At 70.1% G+C, this 25,430-nt stretch carries 19 protein-coding genes and 1 pseudogene; 12 read left to right on the plus strand and 8 right to left on the minus strand.

Translation table 11 applies throughout. The features are described from left to right. The first annotated feature begins 232 nt into the window (after positions 1-232). Positions 233-1,150: a hypothetical protein gene (locus ACQEU8_RS24430; RefSeq protein WP_433104562.1), complete on the plus strand. Its 918-nt coding sequence runs from the start codon at positions 233-235 to the stop codon at positions 1,148-1,150. A gap of 116 nt (positions 1,151-1,266) precedes the next feature. Here ACQEU8_RS24430 and ACQEU8_RS24435 read toward each other — a convergent pair whose 3' ends face one another. Next, entirely contained in the window at positions 1,267-3,558 is a 2,292-nt protein-coding gene (locus ACQEU8_RS24435) for a prolyl oligopeptidase family serine peptidase (RefSeq protein ID WP_433104564.1), read from the minus strand. Between the two features lie 595 nt (positions 3,559-4,153). Here ACQEU8_RS24435 and ACQEU8_RS24440 point away from each other — a divergent pair. Further along, complete coding sequence (locus ACQEU8_RS24440) at positions 4,154-5,005, plus strand: hypothetical protein (RefSeq protein ID WP_433104566.1); 852 nt, start codon at positions 4,154-4,156, stop codon at positions 5,003-5,005. A gap of 38 nt (positions 5,006-5,043) precedes the next feature. Here the strand turns inward: ACQEU8_RS24440 and ACQEU8_RS24445 are convergent, their stop codons facing one another. From ACQEU8_RS24445 to ACQEU8_RS24455, 3 genes and pseudogenes are all read right to left on the minus strand, one after another. Beyond that, entirely contained in the window at positions 5,044-5,766 is a 723-nt protein-coding gene (locus tag ACQEU8_RS24445; protein WP_433104568.1) for an HAD-IA family hydrolase, read from the minus strand. A 41-nt stretch (positions 5,767-5,807) separates the two neighbouring features. Then, positions 5,808-6,248 (minus strand): zinc-binding dehydrogenase, encoded by a 441-nt coding sequence (locus tag ACQEU8_RS24450; protein WP_433104570.1) that lies wholly within the window; start codon positions 6,246-6,248, stop codon positions 5,808-5,810. A gap of 230 nt (positions 6,249-6,478) precedes the next feature. Next, positions 6,479-7,033, minus strand: a pseudogene (locus tag ACQEU8_RS24455) (alcohol dehydrogenase catalytic domain-containing protein); the annotation flags it as partial. A 108-nt stretch (positions 7,034-7,141) separates the two neighbouring features. On the opposite strand from ACQEU8_RS24455, the gene ACQEU8_RS24460 reads away from it, so the two are divergent. From ACQEU8_RS24460 to ACQEU8_RS24500, 9 genes are all read left to right on the plus strand, one after another. Further along, positions 7,142-8,221 carry a YncE family protein gene (locus ACQEU8_RS24460; RefSeq protein WP_433104573.1) on the plus strand — a complete coding sequence of 360 codons (1,080 nt, stop codon included), beginning with the start codon at positions 7,142-7,144 and terminating at the stop codon, positions 8,219-8,221. 660 nt (positions 8,222-8,881) lie between these two features. Continuing rightward, a complete protein-coding gene (locus ACQEU8_RS24465) occupies positions 8,882-10,429 on the plus strand; it encodes a sensor histidine kinase (RefSeq protein ID WP_433104575.1) in 1,548 nt (515 codons plus the stop codon). 3 nt (positions 10,430-10,432) lie between these two features. Next, a complete protein-coding gene (locus ACQEU8_RS24470; protein WP_433104577.1) occupies positions 10,433-10,834 on the plus strand; it encodes a roadblock/LC7 domain-containing protein in 402 nt (133 codons plus the stop codon). After that, a complete protein-coding gene (locus ACQEU8_RS24475; RefSeq protein WP_433104579.1) occupies positions 10,834-11,181 on the plus strand; it encodes a DUF742 domain-containing protein in 348 nt (115 codons plus the stop codon). The genes ACQEU8_RS24470 and ACQEU8_RS24475 overlap by 1 nt, the downstream gene beginning before the upstream one ends. After that, positions 11,162-11,782, plus strand: coding sequence for a GTP-binding protein (locus ACQEU8_RS24480; RefSeq protein WP_433104581.1), 621 nt, complete (start codon positions 11,162-11,164; stop codon positions 11,780-11,782). Before ACQEU8_RS24475 ends, ACQEU8_RS24480 begins: the two co-directional genes overlap by 20 nt. Then, positions 11,779-13,323 carry a cytochrome P450 gene (locus tag ACQEU8_RS24485; protein ID WP_433104583.1) on the plus strand — a complete coding sequence of 515 codons (1,545 nt, stop codon included), beginning with the start codon at positions 11,779-11,781 and terminating at the stop codon, positions 13,321-13,323. Before ACQEU8_RS24480 ends, ACQEU8_RS24485 begins: the two co-directional genes overlap by 4 nt. Before the next feature lie 370 nt (positions 13,324-13,693). Further along, the gene (locus ACQEU8_RS24490) at positions 13,694-14,869 is read left to right on the plus strand and encodes a selina-4(15),7(11)-diene synthase (RefSeq protein ID WP_433104585.1); all 1,176 of its coding nucleotides are present in this window, start codon (positions 13,694-13,696) and stop codon (positions 14,867-14,869) included. Between the two features lie 37 nt (positions 14,870-14,906). Then, entirely contained in the window at positions 14,907-16,253 is a 1,347-nt protein-coding gene (locus ACQEU8_RS24495) for a cytochrome P450 (protein WP_433104587.1), read from the plus strand. A gap of 190 nt (positions 16,254-16,443) precedes the next feature. Next, positions 16,444-16,725: a hypothetical protein gene (locus tag ACQEU8_RS24500; RefSeq protein ID WP_433104589.1), complete on the plus strand. Its 282-nt coding sequence runs from the start codon at positions 16,444-16,446 to the stop codon at positions 16,723-16,725. Between the two features lie 286 nt (positions 16,726-17,011). Here ACQEU8_RS24500 and dnaK read toward each other — a convergent pair whose 3' ends face one another. From dnaK to ACQEU8_RS24515, 3 genes are all read right to left on the minus strand, one after another. Next, positions 17,012-18,904, minus strand: a complete 1,893-nt coding sequence (gene dnaK, locus ACQEU8_RS24505) for a molecular chaperone DnaK (RefSeq protein WP_433104591.1) — start codon at positions 18,902-18,904, stop codon at positions 17,012-17,014. A 150-nt stretch (positions 18,905-19,054) separates the two neighbouring features. After that, on the minus strand, positions 19,055-19,795 hold the full coding sequence (locus tag ACQEU8_RS24510; RefSeq protein ID WP_433104593.1) for a L,D-transpeptidase family protein: 741 nt from the start codon (positions 19,793-19,795) through the stop codon (positions 19,055-19,057). Positions 19,796-19,986: 191 nt separating this feature from the next. Next, a complete protein-coding gene (locus ACQEU8_RS24515) occupies positions 19,987-22,047 on the minus strand; it encodes a phosphocholine-specific phospholipase C (RefSeq protein ID WP_433104596.1) in 2,061 nt (686 codons plus the stop codon). A 340-nt stretch (positions 22,048-22,387) separates the two neighbouring features. Here ACQEU8_RS24515 and ACQEU8_RS24520 point away from each other — a divergent pair, with 340 nt between their 5' ends. After that, entirely contained in the window at positions 22,388-23,692 is a 1,305-nt protein-coding gene (locus tag ACQEU8_RS24520) for an FUSC family protein (protein WP_433104598.1), read from the plus strand. Positions 23,693-23,786: 94 nt separating this feature from the next. On the opposite strand, the gene ACQEU8_RS24525 is transcribed toward ACQEU8_RS24520, so the two are convergent. Continuing rightward, entirely contained in the window at positions 23,787-25,241 is a 1,455-nt protein-coding gene (locus ACQEU8_RS24525) for an amidohydrolase family protein (RefSeq protein WP_433108685.1), read from the minus strand. Between the last annotated feature and the right edge of the window lie 189 nt (positions 25,242-25,430).

Consider the following 25,430-nt stretch of genomic DNA (forward strand, 5'->3'; position numbering starts at 1 on the left):
GGACAGCCAGTTCAAGTCCCGGACCGCCAGGGTCGCCAACGCCACGTTCACCGACGCCACGACGTACGAGATCCCCGCGCACAGCACGGAGCTCACTCAAGTCCCCGTAGCCAGAAATGCCCTCATCGGATAGGGCGACGCCCGCCATGGTGGCCCTGCCGCCGGTTTGAGGCCGGCCTGTTTGGTTGGCCCGCACTCCCCTGATCCGTCGGGACGGGTGTGCAATGGGCGCATGACGGGTGAGCTGTCGCTGGAGTTGAACTGCCGGACCGGCAGGGCGGAGGACTTCGCCCGGTTGGCCCGTGCCTGGCTGACCGAGGCCAGGGCCGAGTTCTTCCCCGAGTACGAGGCGGGCCTGGCCGCCGAGCCCGCCGCCCGGGGCCCGGACGAGGAGAACCCGAACGCGCCCTGGGGCCAGCCGCACGGGGTGTGCGCGCAACTGCTGGTGCAACGCGGTGCACGTGGACCGAACTTGAGGCAGTCGCGGTACTCGCGGCGGACCTGGCAGCGGCTCCTGTCCGCTCTCGGGTCCTCTCCGCCGTACGCCTGCGTGCTCCTCATGCACCTACTGGACGCACGTGGACACCCGGAGGACTTCGAGCACGCGGTGTCCGTGGAGTTCGAGCGTCTGCCCGACCACCCCGAATGGACCCGCTTCGCCGCCTCTGCCCCTGCCGCGCTGGTGCGCTGGCGGGAATCCGAGGAAGTCCAGCAACGGTGGCTGGATTTCCTCGCCGCCTGGGCGGTCCGGCTGGACGCCGTATACGGGCATCTCACCGACGACGCGGACCCGACGTTCGGTACGGCCCTTGAGCGCATGCTGAATATCTTTCCCGAGGACACGGTGCCGGACAGCGACCGGACGCTGCGCGGTTATTCGTGGGGCACCGTGTGCTCGCCGGAGGTGGCGGCCCGGGTCGGCGGACCGCAGGCGCTGCGCTCGTCGGGCGCCTTTCACGAGGTGACCGAACTCCCCGGCGGCCGTCTGCTGCTCAGGGCGACGCCCAGGTTGGAGCAGTACGCCGGTGACGCCCCGGCCCGCGTCCTGCGCGCCCTCGCGCCCGCGCTGCTCCACGGCAGGACGGGCCGCGAGTACCTCCAGACCTGGATGCGCCTGGCCCCGGACGGCGATGCCGCCGACTACTCCTGACGGTCGGCCAGGCGCAGCGCAGCCGATCGGCGCGTACGGCATGAACGACGAGCCCGGGCTCGGGCACGAGGCGATGGCGGAGAACGGGACGTGCCTGTCCGACGGGCGGCAAGCCATCAAGTGGTGGGCTCAGTTGGTGCAGCGGCAGTAGCGGATGAGGGCGTCGGCGATGGCTCGGGGATGGCCAGTCCGGTGTGTGCGGCCAGGAAGGTGAGGATGTCGGTCTCTTCCTCGTGGGCGCTGCTGAGGGAGGCCGCTGCGTGTCCGCCGCGCAGTTGGCGGCGCAGGAGAACGGGCGCGGCCGGATCCGGCCGACCGGCTGCGGCGTGCTGGAGGGCGGCGCACATTTTGCGCAGGTGTTCGGCGCCGGTGCGCTCGTCGGTCCGGGCCCCGCACAGCAGCACTGCCGGGTACCGGACGCCGGCGCGGACTTGGTGGTAGGGCGACAGCTCCAGCAGGCCGGGCAACTGCTCCGGGTCCGCGGCGGAACCGTACTCATGTGTCCAGGTATGGCCGAGGCCGAAGTGTTCGTAGCGCACCATGTCGCACAACCCGGCCCGCACCACAGCTGCCGCGTACGACTCCGGTTGGCGGGTGAGTGCGGCGGCGACCAGCAGGCCGCCGTTGGAGGTGCCGAACGCTGCCAACTTTTCCGGTGTGGTCCAGCCCTCGCGCACCAGCCAGGCCGCGGCATCGTTGAGGTCGTCGGCGGCGCGCATCCTGCCGCGCGGGCCGCGCCCGGCCGCGTGCCAGGCTGTGCCGCCTTCGCCTCCGCCACGTACGCCGACAGTGACGTGGATGCCGCCTGCCGCCGCCCAGGCGTGCGCGAGCGGCTGGTAGGCGGGGCGCATGGGGGCGCCGAAACCGCCGTAGCCGGTCACCAGCGCGGGACGTGGTCCGCTCTCCACACCACCCCTGGCCAGCATGAAGAGAGTGACCTGGGCGCCGTCGCCGACCCGGATGGTGACCATGCGACAGGTGATGCCCTTCTCCCCCGCACCTTCGCTGACGTGAGTCTCCCCCGCACCCGCCCTGACGTGAGCCGGCCCGAGCCCTGAGTCCGGTCCGGCCATGGGCACGTCACGGTGGCGGTTCCGCCCCGGCCCGTCCCAGGAAGTCGTGCGGCCGGTGCGGGCGTCGTAGCAGTACACCCGTGGTGGGGCGCCGGGATCGGTATAGGTGAACCACGCGCATGGTCCGCCCGCCGGGTCGGCCCGCAGCGCGCTGACCGTACCGGCGCCCGGCAGCGGCACCGCACCGATCTGGTCGCCGTGCGAGGCCCGGTGCACGGTGAGGCGACCGACCGACTGCCCGGTATGCAGCACCAGCAGCACCGGCTCGGCCAGGCCGGGCCCTTCCAGCAGCACACTGTCCTCCAGCACCTGCTGCGGCTGTTCCGCGACCAACTCCTCCCAGTCCGCCAGGCGGTGGCCGGGTCCGAGCGGGGTCCGGGTGACCAGGATCCGCCCGCGTGGGGCGGCGTGATTGGTGTGCAGCCGTGCTGTGCCGTCCGGGTTCAGCCGTACGGAGGCCAGGGCGCCGGTGCCGGATCCGTCCAGGATGCGGTGCCAGCGCGGGGTGTCGGGGTGTGCGGCCGGTTCGGGCGCGAGCCACAGGTCGTTGCGCCCCGCGACGCCTTCGACGACGGAGACCACCAGCCGGATGCCGCCCGGGTCGCTCGTCAGCCCGAAATAGGCCGGTTGGGCCACCTCGGCGCCGAAAACCTCGTCGTCCTCGGCGCTCGGGCGGCCGACGCGGTGCAACTTGACCCGCAGCCCCGCAGGAGGCGCGCCCTCCGGCTCCGGGGTGGAGGTCGGGCCCACGTAGTAGAACGCCTCACCACCGGGCAGCCACGCGACAGGCGAGTGCTTGAGACCCGTAACCGGCTCACCGACCGGGCCGCTGCCGTCAGCCGCGTACACCCGCAGCGCCGTGGTGTCGCCTCCGTCGGCTGCGAACTGGCAGGCGACGCGCTCCCCTTCCCAGGACGGCCGCCACAGCGCCAGCCGGGTCCGGACACCCAACTCCGCTGCCGGGTCGACAACGACCTGGTCGCTGCCGTCGGCATCCAGTGCGTGGAGACGGGCCTGTTCCGCCTGTGGCGAGCGCCGTTCCACGAAGTACCGCCCGGCACGCAAGAGCGGCGCCGACGACCGGTGGAAGCGTCCCGCCGCTTGCAACAGTCCATGCCATGCCGCCCTCCCCTGCCACCCGGCCCGGTGCACGGCGAAATATGCGTCCTGGGCGCCAGCCCATGCACGAGTACGTGCGCTGTCCGCGTCCTCCAGCCACCGGTACGGATCGGCTACGCGGTGGCCATGGATCTCGTCGACGCACACATCACGGGGTGCGGGGGGATTGCCGGTGGGGAGCGCACCGCCCTGGGACTGGATGCGGGTGGCAGTCATCGGATGGCGACCTCGGCTGTCTGTGCTGTCTCTGCTGCCTGTTGAAAAGGAGTGAGCCCGGGGGGCGGAGCCTCCCGGGCTGAAACGGGAACGGGTGGGCCCGGCACTGTGCGCCGGGCCCACCGTCGACGCGACGACTCCTCGTCAGTTCTCGTCGCCCTCATATACGTCGGCGATCCACTGGGGGGTCGGCGCATCCTCGCTGGCGCCCATCCGGGGGTCAGTGGGGTTGGGAAGGAGAACCATTGGAAAGCTCCTTTTTTACGACCGGCCGCCTCTCGGCCGATTCCGAACGGAGAACTATCCGCGACCTTTTGGAAGAAACCGGGAACCACCCTTGAGTGTGGACAAGTGCCCCCTGGAGTGTGGCGTCGGGGCCCAACGGGGTCCGCTTCCGTGCACATCGCGGCATAGTGATGCGGCCGAACAGCCGGGCGGCGCCGCATAGTTCGCGCTGTGGGCGCGCTTGACGGACAGGAGTTTGCTGGAGATGGCGGGCAGCGGTGGAACCGCAGCACAGGTGCGGGACAAGGCACGGGCGCGGGTCGTCGAAAGGCTGGAGCACTTTCCCCGGCAAGGAGCCCATCAAAGAGGTGTGCCTTTCCCGGAACAGGTGAGAGCCTCGTTCGTGGTCACAGCCGTCGTGGACATCATGAAAAGACTCGGCACCCCGAAAGCCGAAATGGAGCTCTACCGCCCGGTCATCCAGTACGTCGAGACCATGGTCCGGATCGCCGACGCCGAAACGGAAGCCGCACAGCATGACGGCCCGGAAAACACCACACCGACCGGGTGGCGAGCCGGTATCGAGGACATTCTCAGCCACTACGGGCTGCGCGATTCCCCCGCCATGGATGAACTCAACCGCATGGCGGCATGGGCCGACCTCGAAATCTCCCTCATGACCGGCACGGTGCTCCCCACCACCGACGCCGTCCGCGCCTCATGCTACGAACGCTGCTCGGACATCACCCTGCTGCTGGCCGTTGCCCACCAACTGGCCGGCCTGACGCTGGGCACTCCACTGGCGCGGCTGCTGCGGCACGTCTTCGCCAACGCCGAAATCCTGGACGACCTGCGCTCCTACGACAAAGACGTACGCGAGGGTGCCTTCAACACCTACCAGAGCCTGGTATGGATGTACGGAACCGAACAAGCCGCTGACCGGCTGCGCTGCGTCCGCGGACGCATCCTCCGCGACCTGCTGACAGATCTGCGGAGCGCCGACACCGCCACCCTGCTGCGCTTCGGCGCTGTCTTCGACCTACTGCCCGCACCGCTGCGGGCTGTCGCAGCTGACGATCGCCTGACGGGCACCGCCGCGCATCTGCCCCAGCGCTACCTGCTGCCCATCGTCCGCAGGCGCCTGTGCGGGACACCGTGGTTCAAGGACAGCCCGATCCCCAAGGCACGCCCCACCGACCCGCCGTGGGCAGCTGCCGACTGATCCCTCGTACGCCGACTCCTACCGCCGTGACACGGGTGTCAGTGGCCGATCTCGTTCGCAATCGGGGCCTCTTCCACGGCGGCGCTGAGTTCGGCCAGCGTGCTGAAGTGGTAATCGGGTACGGCAACCGAGCGTGGGGCGGGTGTGGCACCGGAACCGGCACGGCCCTGACGCCGCTCGATCCAGCACGTCGTATAGCCGAGCCGGCGCGCCACTCCGATGTCGTGGTACTGGCTCTGCGCCACATGCAGCACATCGGACCGGCCGATCCCCAGCACGCTCTGCCGGCCCAGGCAGTAGGCGAACACCTGCGGATCGGGCTTGTTCACTCCGACATCCTCCGCGGTGACCGAATCGTCAAATGGATCCCCGAGCGTGCGGCTCATCGCCCGCGTCGCGGCATTGTCCGCATTGGTCAATGCGACCAGCCGGAATTGGCGATGCAGCGCGGCCAACGCCTCCGGGGCGTCGGGGAAGGCGGGCCATCCCGAGATGGACAGCCGCAGAGGGCTCGGGCTTCCGCGGCCGTCCAGAGCCGGCAATTCGAGGCGCTCCGCCAGCCGCGTCGAGATCGGGTCCAGCATTTGCGTGAACGGCAGCCCCGGTGTGCGCTGTTGCTGCTCGTCCTCCGCGACGCCGAATGCTGCGAGAATCTCCTCGCCGCTCAACGCCGAGCCAGCCGGCCCTGCCACCCGGCGTACGCATTCCACGATGCCGGCCTCGAAGTCGATCAACGTCCCGACGACGTCGAAGGTCAGCACCCGGAATCCGCGCAGAGTTCTCCTCCCGGTTTCGCGCGGGCTCACGGCTCCACCACCAGTTTGCCGACGAAGTCCTTGGACTCGAAGTGCTGCTGCGCGGCCGCGAGTTCCGCCAACGGGTACCGAGCGGCCACCAACGGCCGGAACGCACCACGATCGACCAGGTCGACGACCGCGGCGAAATCCTCGTGTGTGCCGAACGACGATCCGAACAGGGTGAGCTGACGCAGGTAGATCGTCCGCAGGTCGGTCTCGACCATCGGTCCGGCGATGGCACCCGCGACGACGTAACGGCCCAAGGGAGCGAGGACCTGCAGCAGGTCACCGTAGGACGGGCCCGCCACGACATCGGCGACGACGTCGACCTCCTCGATCCCGACCGCGGCCAGCGCCGCGGGGAGTTCGGCGTCCCTGGCGACGACCTCGTCCGCGCCGATCGCCCGGACCGCCGCGTGCTTCGCGGCGCCGACGACCGCCACCACCCGGGCTCCGCGGGCCTTGGCATCTGCACGAGCGACGACCCGACCCCGCCGGAGGCACCGGTCACCAGCACCGTCTCGCCCGTCCGCAGTCCTGCGCGCCCGAGCATGCGCATGGCCGTCGTAGCCGCGGTCGGCAGCGTCGCCAGCTCCGCGAACGACAGCGAACCGCCGACCGCGTGGACGTTCTGCTCCGGCACGGCCACCAGCTCGGCGAATCCGCCGTCGCGCTCGCTGCCGAGATAGTCGGTGGTGACCAACGCGCGCTCGTCACCGTCGTAGATCATCGGGTCGACCAGCACCCGCTCGCCCACCCGTGCCTCCGACACCCCGGCGCCCACCTGGTCGATCTCCCCGGCCACATCGGCGCCCTGAATGCGCGGGAAAGCGAACGACGACCGGCGCCACCCGGTCTGCGCGTCCGGGTCGTCCGACGAGCCATAGGCGCCCTCGCGGGTCCAGATGTCGGTGTTGTTCAGCGACGCCGCCCGTACGCGTACCCGCACCTCACCAGGACCCGGGACCGGATCCGGGACGTCCGTCCGGAACTCCAGCGCCTCCGGTCCGCCGTAGCGCGTCAGCAGTACAGCCTTCATGGTCATCCCCTTCGGTAGACCGATCTGTCTACCTCCAGGAGAACAACCCTCTCCCACGAAGTCAACACACCGGGCGGTATACCTCTGCGCCGTCGCCGCTCCCCGACAGATATCGACCGGTGCGCGGCGAGGGACATGGCCGGGGTTCTGACGCAACCGCCGTGCGGACGGATGGCGTAGCGGGCTGCCCATAGGTGTGATCTCTGAGCGGACAACTATTCGATGATTGATCGCTCGGCCAGAGATGGGACTGTACCGGCATTTTTCCGATCATCGGCCTAGGTGAAGGACTGCCCCGTCATGCGTCTCCCCTCAGCGTCCTCGTCCCATCACGCCGGCCCTCTCCCCCGACCGACGGGCGCAGCCGCGTCGCCCACCGGAACCCGGCGTCGCCGGCGGTTCCGCCTGGCGGTCGGCGCGCTGCTGGTCTGTCTGCTCGCCACGGCGGTACCGGCGGCGCAGAGCACCGTCGGGGGCTCGCCGGCATCGGCGTATCCCATGCGGGTCACCGCGTACGTGGCCAACAGCGGGTCCCGTACGGTGTCCCTGTTCGACACCCGACTCGAACGCCCGGCCGGCACCGCCCAGGTCGGCACGGGGCCCACGGGGGTGAGCGCCGCCCCGGACGGATCGACGGTCTACGTGGCGAACGGCCGGTCGGACAACGTCACCTTCCTCGCCACCGACGGCCGCTCCGTCATCGCGACCGTACCCGTCCAGAAGCGCCCCTTCGCGGCCGTTCCCACCCGGGACGGAGAGCGCGTCCTGGTCGCCAACTTCGGCTCCGACACCGTCTCGGTCATCGACACCGACAGCAAAACGGTCGTCGCCACCACGCCCGTCGCGAGGCTGCCGCACAGCATCGCCACCATCCCCGGCGGCCTGGCGTACGTGACGAACAACGGCGCCAACACGGTCACCGTCCTCAACGCGAACGGCCGGCCGATCACCACCATCCCCGTTGGTGACTTCCCCAGCGGAATCAGCGCCTCGGCGGACGGCGACTACGTCTACGTCTCGAACACCGGATCGGGCACCATCTCCGTCATCGACACCGACAGCAACCGGGTCGTCAGCACCATCCGGGCTGGTGAGGCCCCGCTCGGCAACGCACCGAGCCCGGACGCCTCCCATCTGTACGTCGCCGACTCGGCAGGGGACTCGCTCCTGATCATCGATATTCCGGCGGGACGCGTCACCGACCGGGTGCACGTGGGCGTCACCCCGCAGGGCGTCGCGGTGACCCCGGACGGGCGCCGGGTCTGGGTCACCAACGAGGGCTCCAGCACGGTCTCGGTCGTCGAACCAGCCGTTCCCCGGCTCCGGAAGACCCTGCCCACCGGGCCCGAGCCGGAAGGCATCGCCATCACTTCGCGGTGACCCCCCATTCCTCACCGCCGTTCCCGGCCCGCGCTTTCTCGTGGGCCGGGAACGGGGGTTTTCCGGTGCTGTAGATCCGGGTGATCCGGCCGTTGCCGATCAGCACCCTCGCCGCCGCGCTCTGCTGGGCGCGAAGGAGCGCTCCTGTGCCCGTGTGTTGTTCCGGTGGTTGCGGCGGCTTCGCAATGTCGCCGGGCGGCGTTCAGGTGCCGCCGGTAGACGAGACGGAAGCGCGTTTCCGGGTGTGCTCCGCCGAGCGGAGGTGGTCGATGTGGGCTGACGGGCGGTTCGCAGTCCGCGCCGGGCTGTCGGAGCTGTTGCGGCAACGCCCGTACTCGGCGCCTCGCGGCAGCGAGGGAGACGCTTGTCACACTCACCGATCTCCGTCCGCGCTGCGCGCAGCGGGAACCGCCGGTGGGCGGCGTCCTTCGGGTGGGACCGGGTCGGGGCTGAACGAGGCTCCCATTGTCCGCCGTTGATCGTTTTTGGTTATGCTGCGTCAGCCTCGGCATGACGGAGCCTCACCGAGTTCTCCAGCCCCACGTCTTGACCTGCCACGGGCCCCGGAGGTCGGGGTGAGCCCGTACGGAGGGCCAAGGATGGACTCGTTGCTCCCCCATCGCCTCTTTGCTCAGTCTGTCGATCGATTTGAGGACGCTGATGATGCGCACGGGATCGTCGCCCGGAGGTCAACGGTCCGCACCCCAGTGGTTGTGGTGGCTGCCCACGCTCGCCATGGCCGCCGCCACGATCGCCGCGGCCGTCCAGGTCCCCGGGAGCGCACGGGGGGCGGTCATCGCGTGCGGCATCGTCGGCACCCTCGCCGTGGCCCTCACCGCAGGTGAACTGTCCCGGAGAAGCCGGGCGATGGCGACGCTACAGGCCCAGTACGCGGAGCACCAGCAGATACTCCAGCACCACCTGCGCCAGCAGGAGGCGGCGACCGTGCAGTTGGCCAAGGAGCGACTGCCAGAGGCGGTGGAGCGGCTGCGCCGGGGCGAGTTCGCCGAGAACGTCGTACGTTCCCTGGCGACCGCGGGCCCGGAGGCGGGGCTCGGGGCCGAGTTCCAGGCAGCTCACCACGAGTTGCTGCGCTCCGTGGTCGAGGCGGTACGGGCCGAGGAGTCCCTCCGCGACTCCGCTCAGCGCGGCGTCGTCAACATCGCCCGCCGCGTCCAGGCCGTCGTGCACCGGCAGGCCACCGACCTGCGGGAGATGGAGGAGCGGCACGGCAAGAGCGGGGAGTTCTTCGCGGATCTGCTGCGCCTGGACCACAGCAACGCCCTGATCAGCAGACTCGCCGACACCATCGCGGTGCTCGGCGGGGCCCGGCCGGGCCGGCAGTGGAGCCAGGCGGTCCCGATCTACAGCGTGCTCCGCGGCGCCATGTCACGGATCGCCGACTACCAGCGGGTCTCGCTGCACTCGGTGGCGGAGGTGGCCGTCGCGGGCCGCGCCGTGGAGCCGCTGATCCACGCGCTGGCCGAGCTGCTGGACAACGCCACGTCCTACTCGCCGCCGAGCACGCGGGTTCACCTGACGGCGAGTGAGGTGCACGCGGGCATCGCCATCGAGATCGAGGACGGCGGCTTCGGGCTGAGCGAGGAGGCGCGGGCGCGAGCCGAGCAGATGCTCAGGACCGCCCGTGAGGGCATCGACCTGAACGACCTCGGTGAAGCGCCGCGCCTCGGCCTGACCGTGGTGGGGCGTCTGGCGCAGGAGTACGACTTCCAGGTGTCGCTGGCGCCGTCCGCGTACGGCGGCGTGCGCGCGGTTCTCGTCGTACCCCACGAACTCATCAGCACAGCGCCCGCGAGCGGGCGCGCCCACGGCATCGGTGCCGCCTCCGGGCAGCGCCCCACGCGCCGGTCCGTCCCGTCCGCGTCGTCGGCCACGGATCGCACGCCGTCGGCCGCCGGCCCCGGGGAGCAGGAGCGGATGGACGAGGAGACACCGGAGGTCGTCCAGCGCACGGCCAGCGGGCTGCCGCAACGGCGCAGCCGCCGCGGCCGGTCCGGTACCCGCCCGGCGAGCACCGCTCCCGCGTCCGAAGAGGCCGGGGAGAACGCCGAGGAGAACAAGGCGGCGACGGAGAAGCCCGCACCCGGGATATGGATGGGTGCCTTCCAGGAAGGTCTGTCCGGCAAGCGATCGGAAACGGCTGCCGCCCGGGGAAACAGCGACAATTCGTCGAATGAAGGTGAGTAAGCGATGGTTCGGCAGCCCGACATGGACTGGATGCTCAAGGATTTGGCGGAGAGCATCCCGCAGACCCGCCATGTCGTCCTTCTGTCGTCGGACGGGCTGTGCATGGCGCAGTGCCCACCGGAAAAGGACACGTCCGACCGGTTGTCAGCGATCGGAGCAGGGCTCCAGAGCCTGGCCCGAGCGGCTGCCGAGGAATTCCCGCACAGCAACGGCCGTATGCGGATGGTCGTCATCGAAGTGGACGGCGGTTTTCTTCATCTGATGGCGGCCGGAGAGGGGGCGCATCTCGTCGTGCTGGTCGACGAAGGGGTCGACATGGGCCTTGTGGGGCAGCACATGCGGGACCTCGTCACCCGTATCGGCGCCCACCTCACGAGCCCGCCGCGTGGCGACCGGTCGGCGTGATGACGGCTGATGACGAGTGGGACGAAGGCAGCCCGGAACGGCTGTACGTCCTTACAGGCGGGCGCAGCGGCTCGGAGGAAGCCGGTTTAGATCTGGTGACGCTGATCGTGGCCCGTACCGCGCCGCAGATCGGTATGCAGCCCGAGCACGAGTCCATTCTGCGCGTGTGCCAGTCCCCGCTGTCCGTTGTGGAGATCTCGGCGCATCTGAATCTCCCGGTGAGCATCGTCACGGTGCTGCTCGCGGACCTTTTGGCCGAAGACCGTGTGGAAGCCAGGACACCCACGCCGTCGCTTCCAGATATCGACCTCATCAAGGCGGTGATCCATGGGCTCCAGAATCTCTGAGACGGCGGCCGGACCTCGGAGCGAGGACGCGCTGCCGTCATCGGCCAACTCCGCGGTAAAGATCGTCATCGTGGGCGGATTCGGCGTCGGCAAGACGACCCTGGTCCGCTCGGTGAGCGAGATCCGGCCGCTGACGACCGAGGAGACGATGACGCAGGCCAGCGTCAGCGTCGACGACATCGAGGGCGTCGAGCGCAAGACGATGACGACCGTCGCCATGGACTTCGGCCGCATCAGCCTGAACGACGAGCTGGTCCTGTATGTCTTCGGCACCCCCGGGCAGCAGCGCTTCTGGTTCCTGTGGAACGGCCTGTTCGACGGCGCGTTGGGCGCGGTGGTGCTGGTCGACACCCGGCGGCTGGAGGCGAGCTTCGACGTCCTCGGGCGGCTGGAGGAGTCGCAGACGCCGTTCGTGGTGGCCGTCAACGCGTTCGACGAGGCGCCGTCCTACTCGGACGAGGAGCTGCGCGAGGCGCTGGACCTGCCCGACGACGTACCGCTCCTGGTGTGCGACGCCCGGAGCCGGGAGTCCAGCAAGGACGTCCTGCTGGCGCTGATGCGGTACCTGTATTCCCTCGCCATGACTTCGGAGGCGACGTGACCGAGCAACCTGCCCCTCCCCCGTACCAGCCACCGAAACCGCACGCCCCGTCCCCGCATCCGGCGCCGGGCGGCGCCGCGTCCGCCACGCCGCCGCCCGGCTGCCCCGCGCACGCGGGCGGCGCGGGCGTCCCCGGCGGGCTGCGTCCTCTCTTCGGTCCTGAGGCCGACGCGGATCCCATGGCGCTGTACGAGAAGCTGCGCGCCGAGCACGGCCCGGTGGCGCCGGTGCTGCTGCCGGGTGATGTGCACGCCTGGCTGGTGCTCGGCCACCGGGAGAACCTGGAGGTGGCGCGCACGCCCTCCCTGTTCTCCCGCGACTCCCGCCACTGGCACGCCATGCAGGAGGGCCGGATCGGCCCCGATCACCCGCTGGCGCCGCTGACCGCCTGGCAGCCGCTGTGTGTGTTCGCCGACGGCATGGAGCACCGGCGGCTGCGCCAGGCGCTCACCGACAGCCTGTCGCGCTTCGAGTCGCGCGGTATCCGCCGCTACGTCATACGTTTCACGCACCAGCTCATCGACAGCTTCGAGGGCGCCGGACAGGCCGACCTGGTCCGCCAGTTCGCCGACCAGCTTCCGCTGCGCGTCATCACGCAGCTCTTCGGTATGGAGGAGGAGTACGGGCCGAAGCTGGTCGAGGCCGCCAAGGACATGATCCAGGGCACCGAGACCGCCGTGCAGAGCAACAACTTCATCACCGAGACCCTCCAGCGGCTGGTGGAGCGCAAGCGGACGTCCCCGGCGCACGACGTGGCCTCCAAACTGATCGAGCATCCGGCCCGGCTGACCGACGACGAGGTGCGGGAACATCTGCGGGTGACGCTGGTCTCGGCCAACGAGCCGACGGTGAATCTGATCGCCAACACGCTGCGGATGCTGCTCACCGACCACCGGTTCCGGGCGACCCTGGCCGGCGGGCACACGACCCTGCCCGACGCGCTGGAACAGGTGCTGTGGGACGAGCCGCCGATGACGACGAACATCGGCCGCTGGGCCACGGGTGACACTCAACTCGCCGGCCGGCGGATCAAGGCCGGCGACTTGCTGGTGCTCGGGCTCGCGGCGGGGAACGTCGATCCGGCCGTCCGGCCCGATCTGTCGGTCCCGTTGCACGGCAACCGCTCCCATCTGGCCTTCAGCGCCGGCCCCCACGAGTGCCCCGGCCGGGACCTGGGCCGGGCCATCGCGGACACCGGGCTCGACACACTGCTCTCCCGGCTGCCCGACCTCCGGCTCGCTGTCCCGGAGGAGGAGTTGCGGTGGGACACGGCCCTGATGTCCCGTCGGCTGGTGGCGCTGCCCGCGTCGTTCACCCCGCCTCGCCGGGTCCGCAGGCAGAGCGGGGGCGAGGTGAGTACCGCTGCCAGTCAGCCGCTGCCGCCGCCAGTGGCCGAGCCGTACCGAGAGGCCCTGCCCCCGGTGCAGCCGCGCGTACCGCCGGTGGATACGGGGGCGGTTCCACGGCCTGTCCCCCCGCCGGAGCCGGCTTCCAGGTCCAGGTGGGCGGCCGTGAAGCGGCGGTTGCGGAGCCGCCTGTAGGGCGGGTTGTGGCCTTTCTGGATTCCCGGCGATTTTCCAGTTTCCGCACTCGATTTCCGCCATGGGGAATTCACTCCGTCTCGTACGGGAACGAGCTGGTTTTCGTGAGGAATGTGCCAACTGGGCAGCGCCGGGCCCCCGGGGCGCGAATAGGCTCTTGTGGTGATGGATACATATGAGCCGTAGAGGGTCACACCGCGTCAACCACTACCTGCCGCTTGACGATCCGCTCCTCCGGGGCGGGCCGTGGCATGAGCGCTTGTCGTACGCGCGATGCCGCGACCGGGCCACCGGGCGCGACACCGCCGGGCCTTCTCGAGTGTTCGGGCACGAAAGCGGCGTGGCCGCAGGACGACTGAGGTGATCGACAGTGGAGCACGGGATCTTGGTCCCGCCCGTCTATTCTCCGATTCCCCCCGCGATACACCCCCGGCACGAGCTGATCGACCAACAGACCGCCGAGTGGGCCCGGACCTTCGACATCGGCTCGCGGGAACTCCGCGAGAAACTGATCGGCCACGACATCGGCACCTTCGCCGCCCGTATCCTCCCGGAGGGCGACGAGGAGGTCATCTCGCTCCTCGCCGACTTCATCCTGTGGCTCTTCGGTGTGGACGACGGCCACTGCGAGGAGGGCGAACTCGGCACCGACCCCAAGGAACTGGTCCCGGAGCTCTCCCGGCTGCTGCGCATAGCCCAGAACCCGGAAGCGGCCATGCTCACCGACGACCCCCTGGCCGCCGGGCTGCGCGATCTGCGTCACCGTATGCACCGGCACGCGACCCCCGCGCAACTGGCCCGTTGGGTGGACGCGTTGCGGGAGTACTTCCTGTCGGTGGTGTGGGAGGCGTCGCACCGCAGCAAGGGCACCATCCCCGACCTCAACGACTACACCCTGATGCGGCTGTACGACGGCGCCACGTCCGTCGTGATGCCGCTGCTGGAGATGGGCCACGGCTATGAACTCCAGCCGCACGAGAGGGACAGCACCTCCGTACGGGCTGCCGCGGAGATGGCCTACTTCATCATCACCTGGGACAACGACCTGTTCTCCCACCACAAGGAGTCCCGCGGGCAGCGGTACTACCTCAACGTCCTGCGCGTCCTGGAGCACCACCACGGGCTGAGCCCGGCGCAGGCCCTGGAGGCCGCCGTCGCCCAACGCGACCGTGTCATGTGCCTGTTCCTCCGGCTGCGTGCCCATCTGGCCGCCTCCGCCAGCCCGCAGCTGCGGCAGTACCTGGACAGCCTCACCTCCTTCATCCGGGCCGCGCAGGACTGGGGCATCTCCTCGCGCCGGTACACCACCCCGGACGACCCCGCCGAGCTGCCCACAACGTTCCGGGACACCCCCACCGACGACAGCACCGAACCGCTCGACATCCCCGCCGTCTCCTGGTGGTGGGACGTCGTACCGGAGGGACCGGCGCCGGTCGCCCCGCAACCCGGCCGGCCCCTGGACGGTGGCGCGGCGGTCGGGGTGCCGCATCTCCCCCTCACCGACCGCGTGGCGGCGAGCGCACACCCGCACCGCTCCTACGCCTGACAACAGCAGTCATGAGGGCCGTCAAGAGGAGCATTCAGTGAGCAGCACCGCGTTGCGTGCGATACCCCGGGCCCCCGGACGGGTGCCCCTGATCGGCCATGTCGTCCCCCTCCTGCGCCGCCCGCTGGACTTCATGCAGTCCCTCCGATCGGCCGGTGACCTGGTCCGGGTCGACGTGGGCACCCTCCCCGTCTACTTCGTCACCAGCGCCGACCTCATCCACGAACTTCTCGTCACCAAGGCACGCCATGTGGAGAAGGGCAGGTTCTTCGTCCGGGCACGCGTCCTGGTCGGGGACTCGTTGCCGACCGCTCCCTCGCACATCCACCGGCCGCACCGCCGGCTGATGCAGCCGGCCTTCCACCGGGAACGGATCGCCGAGTACGCGCGAGTGATGGCCGACCGGGCCCGGGCCATGGCCGACGCCTGGATCCCGTACGGGACCATCGCCGTGGACGAGGAGTTGGCGGAGTTCTCGGTCGGGACGCTCGCCGAGACCATGTTCTCCACCGACATCAGCCGCCCCGCCTCCGTGGCCGTCCGCAGGGACGTGCCGATCCTGCTGAAGACGGCACTGCTGCGCGCCGTGACACCGAGACTCCTGGACCGGCTGCCGATCCCGGCCAACCGGCAGTTCGACAAGGCGGCCTTCCGGCTGCGCAAGGTCATCGACGAGGTCGTCGCCGCCTCCCGCGAGCACGGCGACCCCGAGGTCAACGACCTGCTGTCCACCCTGCTCGCTGCGCGCGACAGCGACACGGGAGAAGCGCTCAGCGACCGCGAGGTGCGCGACGAACTGGTCGCCATCATGTTCGCCGGCACGGAGACCACCGCCTCGACCCTCTCCTGGACCTTCCACGAGCTGGCCGCCCACCCCGAGGTCGAGGAGCGCCTCCTCGCCGAGCTCAGCTCCGTCGTCGGGGACCGGCCCGTCACCTTCGAGGACCTCCCCAAGCTGGAGTACACCGACCGCGTGCTGCGCGAGGTCTCCCGGATGCACTCCGTCCCGCTGCTGATGCGCCGCGTCGCCACCCCGATCGAACTCGGCGGCGCCGAGCTACCGGTCGGCACGGAGATCGCGTTCAGCCTCTACGCGCTGCACCGCGACCCCCGGCTGTACGAGGACCCGGAGCGGTTCGATCCGGACCGCTGGCTCCCGGACCGCAGCCGGGACCGGCCGCGGGAGGGCTATATCCCGTTCGGTGCGGGCAACCGGAAGTGCATCGGGGACGGTTTCGCCTGGACGGAGATCGTCATCACGCTGGCCACCGTCCTGGCCCGCTGGCGACTGGAGCCGCTCCCGGGCCACTCCGTACGGGAGGTGGCCTCGGCGGTGGCCCACCCCGACCGGCTGCCGATGCGTGCGGTGCCCAGAGCGGCCTGACGGCGGCTCGGTCGGCCGTCGGCAGTTCGCCGACGGCCGACCGAGCCGGAGGCCGGCCTGCACACGCTCGCCCAGTGCGAATGTGTCACTCGCGCGGGTGGTCGCTCGTTCCGGCATGATCCAGCGGGCGCCTGACGGGCATGTACACGACGGACTGACCTCTACATTTCCGTGTGGAAAGGAGAACGTCGTGATTCAGCGGCTCATCCGCGGCAACGTCAGCGCCGACGGGCACCGCACCGCCGGGCGGGATTTCAAGGTCCTGAAGATGGGGACCGGGAAGTACGCCATTCTGTTCAACGGCGATTTCATCGAGCCCCCCACCGTGACCGTCACGATTCTGGGCGGCGACTGGAACTACGTCGACAACACCCATGTCGCCGAGGTGACGACCGAGCAGGCGATCATCGTCACCGGTGACTACTACGGCAGCCCGGGCGACAGGCCCTTCGGCTTCGTCGCGGTGGACTAGGCCTGACACAGCGGCGGTTCGGCCCCGCACAGCAGCGGTTCCCCGGCAGGGCAAGTGCCGGGGAACCGCTGTGACCGGCAGCATACGCAAATCCGGCATGGGAGGCTGCGCTTGCCCACCCTGCTCCCCCAGACTCCGTCCGGGAGGTACCCCCAGGGCGCAGACCTCCCAAGCGCAGCGCAGGGGAAGGGGGACGCGCCCCGAAGGGGCGCGGGGAACTGCGCGAGCAACCACAACCCGCCCGCACCCCGCAAACAACGGGCAGGGGCACCCCCTCACCGGCGCATCAGTCCGAACCGCGCTTCTCGTCGTCGACGATCTCCGCATCGACGACATCCTCCTCCCCGCCGGTGCCCGCACCGGCGGGACCCGCACCGTCCGGGCCCGGGGCGGCGCCAGGCTGGGCGCCCGCGCCCGCGTACATCGCCTGGCCCAGCTTCTGGCTGACCGCGCTGACGCGCTCCGCGGCGGCACGGATCGCCGCGGTGTTGTCGCCGTCGGCGCCGCCGGCGGACTCCGCCTTCAGCTTCTCCTTGAGGTCCCCGACCGCTGCTTCGACCTCGGACCTGGTGTCCGCGGGGACCTTGTCCTCGTTCTCGGCGAGGAACCTCTCGGTCTGGTGGACGAGGGCCTCGGCCTGGTTGCGGGTCTCGGCCGCCTCGCGCCGCCGGCGGTCCTCGTCGGCGTGCTGCTCGGCCTCCCGCATCATCCGGTCGATCTCGTCCTTCGGCAGGCTGGAGCCGCCGGTGACCTGCATCTTCTGTTCCCTGCCCGTGCCCTGGTCCTTGGCGGAGACGTGCATGATGCCGTTGGCGTCGATGTCGAAGGTGACCTCGATCTGCGGCACTCCGCGCGGGGCCGGCGGGAGCCCGGTGAGCTCGAACATGCCGAGCTTCTTGTTGTACGCCGCGATCTCCCGCTCGCCCTGGAAGACCTGCACATTCACCGAGGGCTGGTTGTCCTCGGCGGTGGTGAAGATCTCCGAGCGCCGGGTGGGGATGGTGGTGTTCCGCTCGATCAGCTTGGTCATCACGCCGCCCTTGGTCTCGATGCCGAGGGACAGCGGGGTGACGTCCAGCAGCAGGACGTCCTTGACCTCGCCCTTGAGCACACCGGCCTGCAGGCCGGCACCGATCGCGACGACCTCGTCCGGGTTGACGCCCTTGTGCGGTTCCTTGCCGGTGAGCTTCTTCACCAGGTCCGTCACCGCGGGCATCCGGGTCGAGCCGCCGACCAGGATCACGTGATCGACGTCGGAGATGTCGATCCCCGCGTCCCGTACCGCGCTGTGGAACGGGCCTTCGCACCGTTCCAGCAGATCCGCGGTCAGCTGTTCGAACTGGGCCCGGGTGAGCTTCTCGTCGAGATGCAGCGGACCCTCGGCGGACGCGGTGATGTACGGCAGGTTGATCGTCGTCTCGGTCGTGGCGGACAGTTCGATCTTGGCCTTCTCGGCCGCCTCACGCAGCCGCTGCACCGCCATCTTGTCCTGGGACAGATCGACGCCGTAGTTGTTCTTGAACTGCTTCGCCAGGTGATCGACGATCCGCTGGTCCCAGTCGTCGCCGCCCAGGTGGGTGTCGCCGGAGGTGGACTTCACCTCGACGACGCCCTCGCCGATCTCCAGCAGCGAGACGTCGAAGGTTCCACCGCCCAGGTCGAAGACGAGGACCGTCTGGTCGTTCTCCTTGTCCAGCCCGTAGGCCAGCGCGGCGGAGGTCGGCTCGTTGATGATCCGCAGGACGTTCAGCCCGGCGATCTCGCCCGCCTCCTTGGTGGCGGTGCGCTGGGAGTCGTTGAAGTAGGCGGGCACGGTGATGACGGCGTCCGTCACCTCGTCCCCGAGGAACGCTTCCGCGTCCCGCTTGAGCTTCTGCAGCACCCGCGCCGAGATCTCCTGCGCGGTGTACTGCTTGCCGTCCACGCTGCCGGACGCCGGGAACCGCCAGTCCGACTCCCCCACGTGCCGCTTCACCGAGCGTGCCGTGCGCTCCACATTGGTCACGGCCTGCCGCTTGGCGACCTCCCCCACCAGCACCTCGCCGCCCTTGGCGAACGCGACCACCGACGGCGTCGTCCTGGCACCCTCCGCGTTCGTGACGACGGTGGGCTCGCCACCCTCCAGGACGGAGACCACCGAGTTGGTCGTACCGAGATCGATACCGACTGCGCGTGCCACCTCAACTCTCCTCTCCTGCGTTCCCACCGTTGCCGCCGTTGCCGCCGAGCACGAAGCGGCTACCCGGACAGTCGGCTGCCCCTTCTTCTTGCATAAAAGTTGAGTCGCTCACTGTCAAGTGGCGGGACGGCACACTTCCCGGCCCCGCCCTCACACCGCCGGTTTGCGGCCCCAGATACGGACCGTGTCGCCGATCCGCATCCACCTCCACAGGTTCTCCGCGTCGTCGTAGCGGAGGTTGACGCAGCCGTGGGAGCCCGGCGGGCTGTAGATGTTCTTCTGCGTACCGTGAAAGGCCTGGCCGCGGCTGAAGTACTGGCTGAACGGCATCTGCTGGCGGTACTCGGCCGAGTAGTCGTGCCGCACCCGGCGCAGGATGCGGAACCGTCCGGTGCGGGTCTCGTACCCCCGGGCGCCGCTGCGGGCGGGCATCGCGCGGAGGACGACCTTGCGCCCCTTGAGCAGCCACATCACCTGGTGGGTCAGGTCGAGACAGGCCACCCTGCCGCGGGCCGGCGGACAGTGCCTGTCGGCCAGCAGCTTCTCGGGGTGCCCCGCCGCCCAGCGCGCGTACAGCGCCCGATAGGTGGCGGGGGACGCGTAGCCGTCCGCCGGCAGCACGCCCTCCTGCTCCTGGAACTGCCGGATCGCCGCGCAGTCCCGCGGCGACTGCTTGCCGTCCACCGGGAGCCCGAGATATCTCTCGACCTCCCGCTGCTGCGGGCCGGCCCTGGTGGAGCACCTCGCTTCCACCTGGGCCGAGCCCTCCCCCGCCGGCTGCGGGGTGAGCGCCTGGGAGGGGACGGCTTCGGCGAGTCCGAGCAGCAACAGCAGCGCGAGGGCGGGCACCTGTGCCTTGCGCGTGGGGAGGAGGAAATTCTTCGCTGCCATGCACGAGCATGTGCCCCCGGTGCCGCCGACGCAGCGCGGAACCCCCCGCTATTCACCGGACCGCCGCACCAGGTTCCGCCTTCCCCCGCCCTCCCGGTGTCCAGTCACGCGCCTTCCCCCGCCCTCCCCGGTGTCCGGTCACGCGCTGGCCCCACCCGGAGCGGTTCCGGGTGGGGCCGGGCGGCGAGGTGTCAGTCCGTCAGTGTGGCCGGGTCGCTGACGCCGGGCTCACCGGTCTCGACGTGACCGGCGAGTCGGCGCTGCCAGCCGGTGTCGGCGTCGGAGGTGACGGTCAGGTCGTACCAGCGCTTGCTCTCCCGCAGGCTCACCGTGCGCACGACCGTGGCACCCGCACGTACCTTGTGGGTCTCCTTGGCTCCGCCGTAGGCGTTGGCCACTGTGAGAGCGCAGTCGGTGTCGCCCGCGTTGGTGAAGGTCAGCTCGATGTCGCCGCTCTTCGCGAGGTGCCGGGCAGTCACCTCAGGGCCCGGCTGCTTGCCCGGCCCCTTGAAGGTGCGCAGGAAGCCGTTCGGGCCGTGTGCCGTCAGGTCGTAGCTGCCGCCGGAGTGGGCGGTGTTCCAGGTGTCGGACAGCTGCTTGCCCGCCTCGGTGCTGTAGGTCCAGGGGCCGTCCGTGCGGTTGGCTGAGGTGACCAGGAAGAAGGCGCCCGCGGACTTGCCGCCGCCGAAGGTGAGGGTGAACTTCCCCTCCTTGGGCTTCGCCGCACCGTCCACCAGCGGCGCGTACGGCAGTGGGCGCGTCGGCCGGGAGCCCGGCTCCTGCTTGGGCAGCACCGGCTTGGCCGGCGGCTTGGGCACATAGTCGTCGTGCCGCTCCTTGTCCGGCGGCTCGTAGGCGTCGGTGTCCGGCAGGTCGGCCGGGTCGGTGTCCTTGAGGGTGAAGTCGAACGCCGAGGTCAGATCGCCGCACAGGGCCCGCCGCCAGGGCGAAATATTCGGCTCGTGCACACCGAAGCGGCGCTCCATGAACCGGAGGATGGAGGTGTGGTCGAACAGTTCGGAGCACACATAGCCGCCGGTGCTCCAGGGGGAGACGACGAGCATCGGCACGCGCTGTCCGAAGCCGTAGGGCCCGGGCGCGTAGCCGGCGACGCCGCCCTTGTAGTAGTCGGGCGCGGTGTCCACGGTGGACCGGCCCTGTGCCGCGGAGGCCGGCGGGTAGGGCGGGACGACGTGGTCGAAGTAGCCGTCGTTCTCGTCGTAGGTGATGAACAGCGCCGTCTTCGCCCATACCTCGGGGTTGGCGGTGAGCGCGTCCAGCACCTGGGCGATGTACCAGGCGCCGTAGTTGGCGGGGAAGTTGGGGTGCTCGGTGAACGCCTCGGGCGCCGCGATCCAGGAGATCTGCGGCAGCTTGTCCGCCTTGACGTCGGCCTTGAGGATGTCGAAGAAGCCGTCGCCCTTCTTGGCGTCGGTGCCGGTGCGGGCCTTGTCGTAGAGCGGGTCACCGGGCTGGGCGTTCCGGTACTTGTTGAAGTACAGCAGCGAGTTGTCGCCGTAGTTGCCCCGGTAGGCGTCCTCGATCCAGCCCCATTTCCCGTCCGCGTCCAGCCCGTCGCCGATGTCCTGGTAGATCTTCCAGGAGATACCGGCCTGCTCCAGCCGCTCGGGATACGTCGTCCAGCCGTACCCCTTCTCCTCGTTGCCCAGCACGGGGCCGCCGCCCTCGCCGTCGTTCCCGGAGTAGCCGCTCCACATGTAGTAGCGGTTGGGGTCGGTGGCGCCGATCATCGAGCAGTGGTAGGCGTCGCAGATGGTGAAGGCGTCGGCGAGCGCGTAGTGGAAGGGGATGTCCTTCCGGGTCAGATACGCCATGGTGCCGGTGCCCTTGGCCGGTATCCACTGGTCGTACTTGCCCTCGTGCCACGCCTGGTGGCCGCCGGCCCAGTCGTGGTTGAGGCCCGCGATGAACTGCATGCCCAGGTTCTCGGCGTCCGGGTGGTAGGGCAGTACGTCCTTGTTGCCGTCGGACTGCTGCCAGACCGTCCGCTTCCCGGTCGGTGCGGCCGGGCGCGGGTCCCCGAAGCCGCGGACGCCCTTGAGGGTGCCGAAGTAGTGGTCGAAGGACCGGTTCTCCTGCATCAGCACGACGATGTGCTCGACATCGTCGATGGTGCCGGAACGGCGGGCCGCGGGGATGGCCGCGGCGCGCTGAATGCTGCCGGAGAGGGCCGAGAAGCCCGCGGTCGCGCCGGCTATCTGGAGGAACCGGCGCCGGTTGAGTTCTGGCATGTCTCTGCTGACCTCGCAGGGCGTGTTCGGAAACGTAGGACGCGGCAGAGTCTTTCAAGAACACCCGCACCAGGGAAGGCCACCTGTATGAACAAGTTGGCAACATCTGGGGACGAGTAGAAGGGCACGCACTCGCGCCACCAGCGAAGACTCGCCGCGAGAGCCGGGCGTGCCGTCGATGCCCTGTGTTCCGTTACCCACGGGAACCAACACCTGTGACCACCGCCACACACCGCCGGGTGAAAAAACGGGCACTCCGCCACCTGCGCGGGCAAACCCGTCGGGAGCACACGGGGGCGCACTATGGCGCCGTGCAGGACGCGGTGAGGGAGAGCCACGGATGACCGAGGAGACGGGTGTGTCCCACGACGACGGCCCCGGAGCGACGTCCCAAAGCGGAGGGGCGTCGCACAGCGGAGCGACGGCGCACAGCAGGGCGGCGTCCCCCGGCAGGTGGGCGCGGGCCGGGCGGTGGCTGGCCCGTGCGAAAGGAACGGCGGGACACGAGCGGCACACGCTGGAGCTCATCGGCAAGAGCACCCTGGCGGCCTCCGCTTCCTGGTTCGTGGCCCACGATCTGATGGCCGCACAGACCCCGGCCTTCGCCCCGTTCTCCGCCGTACTGATCATGCAGGTGACGATCTATCAGTCGCTGCTCCAGGCGCTGCGCTATCTCGCCGCCGTCTGCGCGGGCGTGTGCGTGCAGGGCGCGCTGGGCTTCCTGGCCGGGCCCGATCTGCTGACCTTCGTGCTGGTCGCGCTGATCGCGCTGACCATCGGCCGCTGGCAGCGGCTCGGCTCCCAGGGCACCCAGGTGGCGACCGCCGCGTTCTTCGCCTTCTCCACCTACGTCTCCGCCACCGGCAACCTCCAGCGGATCGAACAGCTCGGCCAGATCCTCGAACTGGTCGGCATCGGCTGCGGGATCGGCGTACTGATCAATGTCACGCTGCTGCCGCCCATGCGCTACCGCGGGGCGGAGGAGGGCATCCGTGCGCTGGCCCACTCGCAGTGCGACCTCATCGGCGACATCCACCCCGCGCTGCGCGAGGGCGACATGGAGGAGGAACGCACCTGGCACTGGCGGCAGCGTGCGGCGACACTGGGATCGCTCGTCAGCCAGGCCCGCTCGGCGCTGCACACGGCGGTGGAGAGCAAGTACTACAACCCCCGGCTGCTGCTTCCCGGCCACACCGCGCCCCAGGACTTCTCCGGCTACCAGGAGCTGATCGACGCGCTGGAGCGGGTCAGCCACCAGCTCACGTCGATGACCCGGACGCTGCACCAGTGGCCGCAGGACGAGAGCGGCGAGGAGTGCCGCGGGTTCCTGCGGGATTACGCCGCGCTGCTGGAGGCGCTCGAACGGATCACCCGGCAGTTCAGCGAGATCGACGAGCACCGGCTCACCAGCCAGTTGCAGGAGCTGTACCGGGCGACGGAGGCGGCGCAGCGGAAGCGCACCGAACTGGTCGAGCGCACGCGCGGTACGTCGCTGCCGTTGGGTGACCCCTCCCGGCCGTACGGGATTCTCCTGGCGGAGGCCACCAGGTTGATGGATGAGGCACAGCACACCTGCGACATACTTCAGCACTCCGTGCGGGAGGCTGCGGAGTCCGGTGAGTTGCGGGAGCGGGCCGTGCGGTGAGGGGGTGCCACTGCCCGACGTTTGCCGGCTGCGGGTGTGTTGTGGCTGGTCGCGCAGTTCCCCGCGCCCCTTCGGGGCGCGTCCCCCGAGCCGCCTAGTCGCCCGGGACCGGGTCTACCCGGCGAATGTCGGCGCGGTGGACCACCTCGCGGCCGACCTCCGCGGCGCGGCGGACCAGGGCTGGGCCGTCCCAGTGTGGGGGCCAGCCGTGCCAGAGGCGGAGTCGGCCGGCGACGACGACCGCGCTGATCTGGTCCCGGTTGGCCAGCCGGACCAGTTCCCACTCCAGGTCCCAGGAGGGCGTGAGCTCGGGGATGTCGAGGTCGACGAGGAGGAAGTCGGCGGCCTTGCCGACCGCGATCTGCCCTGTGGTGGCGCCGAGACCCAGCGCGTCGGCGCTCTTGACGGTGGCGTGGTCCAGCCACAGCCGCCCGGCACCGCACACCGAGTCGCCGGTGTCGATGCCCGAGGTCAGCCGCTGCGCCGTCTCCGCTGCGTCCACCATCCGGAAGCCGTCGCCGCGGGTGCCGTCGGTCCCGGTGCCGAACCGGACGTCGAACGCGGCCATCATGCCCGCCTGGGCCACCGCGTTGCCCTTCCAGGCGCTGGCGACCGGGTTGTAGCTGACGGCGGCGCCGGTGTCGGCGAGCAGCCGCACCTCCCGCGGGCTGAGCAGCGTGGTGTGGGCGCACAGGGTGTGCCGGCCGAGGGCGCCCACATGGTGCAGGTGGTCGAGGGGGCGGCGGCCCACGGACTTGAGGGAGCGTTCGACGGCGGCCAGGTGTTCGTTGACGTGGATCTGGAAGACGGCGCCGGCGTCGGCGCACAGCTGAGCGGTCCGCTTGAGCACCTTCTCGGTGGCGTTCTCGGGGACGGGAATCGCCAGTGAGGGGTGGACGAGCGGGTGCCCGTCCCACCGTTCGAGGTGCTCCTCGCCGCCCTTGCCGTCGGAGACGACCTTGCCGAGCACACACCGGATGCCCGCTGCCTCGGTGCCCTTGGCCAGGGCCGCCACATCGACCGGGGCCCGGGTACCGGCGTCGGCGACGGTGGTGAAGCCACCGCGCAGCGACTCCAGCGCGGCGAGCTTCGCGGCCAGTTCCGCGGTCTCCTCGTCCAGCGCGTGCTCCAGCGGCTCCCAGACCGTCTTGAAGATCTCGGAGGGCTGCCCGAAGGCCTGCGCCTTGCCGAAGCTCTGGGTCAGATGGTGGTGCGCGTCCACGAAGCCGGGCATCAGCAGATGCCCTTCCAGCCGTACGGGATCGAGGTGCGGGTGCGCGGCGGTGAGCCGGGCGGTGCTGCCGATGTCGCGGAAGACGCCCTTTTTCACGAGCACCGCATGGTCCTTGACCACGCCCTTGGGCAGCAGCACCCGGTCGGGTACGAGCAGCAGGGTGTCCTTGTCGAACGCCTCGGGGCCCGGCCCCTTGCCGTCGCCGCGTCTCAGCGGCTGCCGCCCTTGGGCGTGGGCGGACGATGATGCCGTACCAGTGAGGAAGCCCGCCGCTCCCGACGCCCCCGCACCGGCGAGAAACCTGCGCCGGCCCATCTCCTCGTGCCGTATCGCCTCGTTGCTCAACGCGCTCTCTCCTCCGCCTGGCCCGCCAAGAAGGCCCTGACCCTAGAGGAGCCCGCGACGCGGAACAAGACTTCCGGGATGCGAGAAAGCGCAGTACGGCGGGGGTGGCCTCAACTCCTTCACAACCACTTCGCAGTCCGTCACAGGTGCTCCTCGGCG

This window comes from Streptomyces sp. CA-250714 (genome assembly GCF_050936705.1).
In the GTDB taxonomy this organism is placed as follows: domain Bacteria; phylum Actinomycetota; class Actinomycetes; order Streptomycetales; family Streptomycetaceae; genus Streptomyces.

Bases quoted from the DNA above. Each gene is read 5' to 3' on its own strand.
- ACQEU8_RS24480 (WP_433104581.1), top strand. From the start codon at position 11,162: ATGGGCTCCAGAATCTCTGAGACGGCGGCCGGACCTCGGAGCGAGGAC.
- ACQEU8_RS24525 (WP_433108685.1), bottom strand. From the start codon at position 25,241: ATGGGCCGGCGCAGGTTTCTCGCCGGTGCGGGGGCGTCGGGAGCGGCG.
- ACQEU8_RS24520 (WP_433104598.1), top strand. From the start codon at position 22,388: ATGACCGAGGAGACGGGTGTGTCCCACGACGACGGCCCCGGAGCGACG.
- ACQEU8_RS24430 (WP_433104562.1), top strand. From the start codon at position 233: ATGACGGGTGAGCTGTCGCTGGAGTTGAACTGCCGGACCGGCAGGGCG.
- ACQEU8_RS24475 (WP_433104579.1), top strand. From the start codon at position 10,834: ATGACGGCTGATGACGAGTGGGACGAAGGCAGCCCGGAACGGCTGTAC.
- ACQEU8_RS24515 (WP_433104596.1), bottom strand. From the start codon at position 22,047: ATGCCAGAACTCAACCGGCGCCGGTTCCTCCAGATAGCCGGCGCGACC.
- ACQEU8_RS24510 (WP_433104593.1), bottom strand. From the start codon at position 19,795: ATGGCAGCGAAGAATTTCCTCCTCCCCACGCGCAAGGCACAGGTGCCC.
- ACQEU8_RS24470 (WP_433104577.1), top strand. From the start codon at position 10,433: ATGGTTCGGCAGCCCGACATGGACTGGATGCTCAAGGATTTGGCGGAG.
- ACQEU8_RS24460 (WP_433104573.1), top strand. From the start codon at position 7,142: ATGCGTCTCCCCTCAGCGTCCTCGTCCCATCACGCCGGCCCTCTCCCC.
- ACQEU8_RS24465 (WP_433104575.1), top strand. From the start codon at position 8,882: ATGATGCGCACGGGATCGTCGCCCGGAGGTCAACGGTCCGCACCCCAG.
- ACQEU8_RS24435 (WP_433104564.1), bottom strand. From the start codon at position 3,558: ATGACTGCCACCCGCATCCAGTCCCAGGGCGGTGCGCTCCCCACCGGC.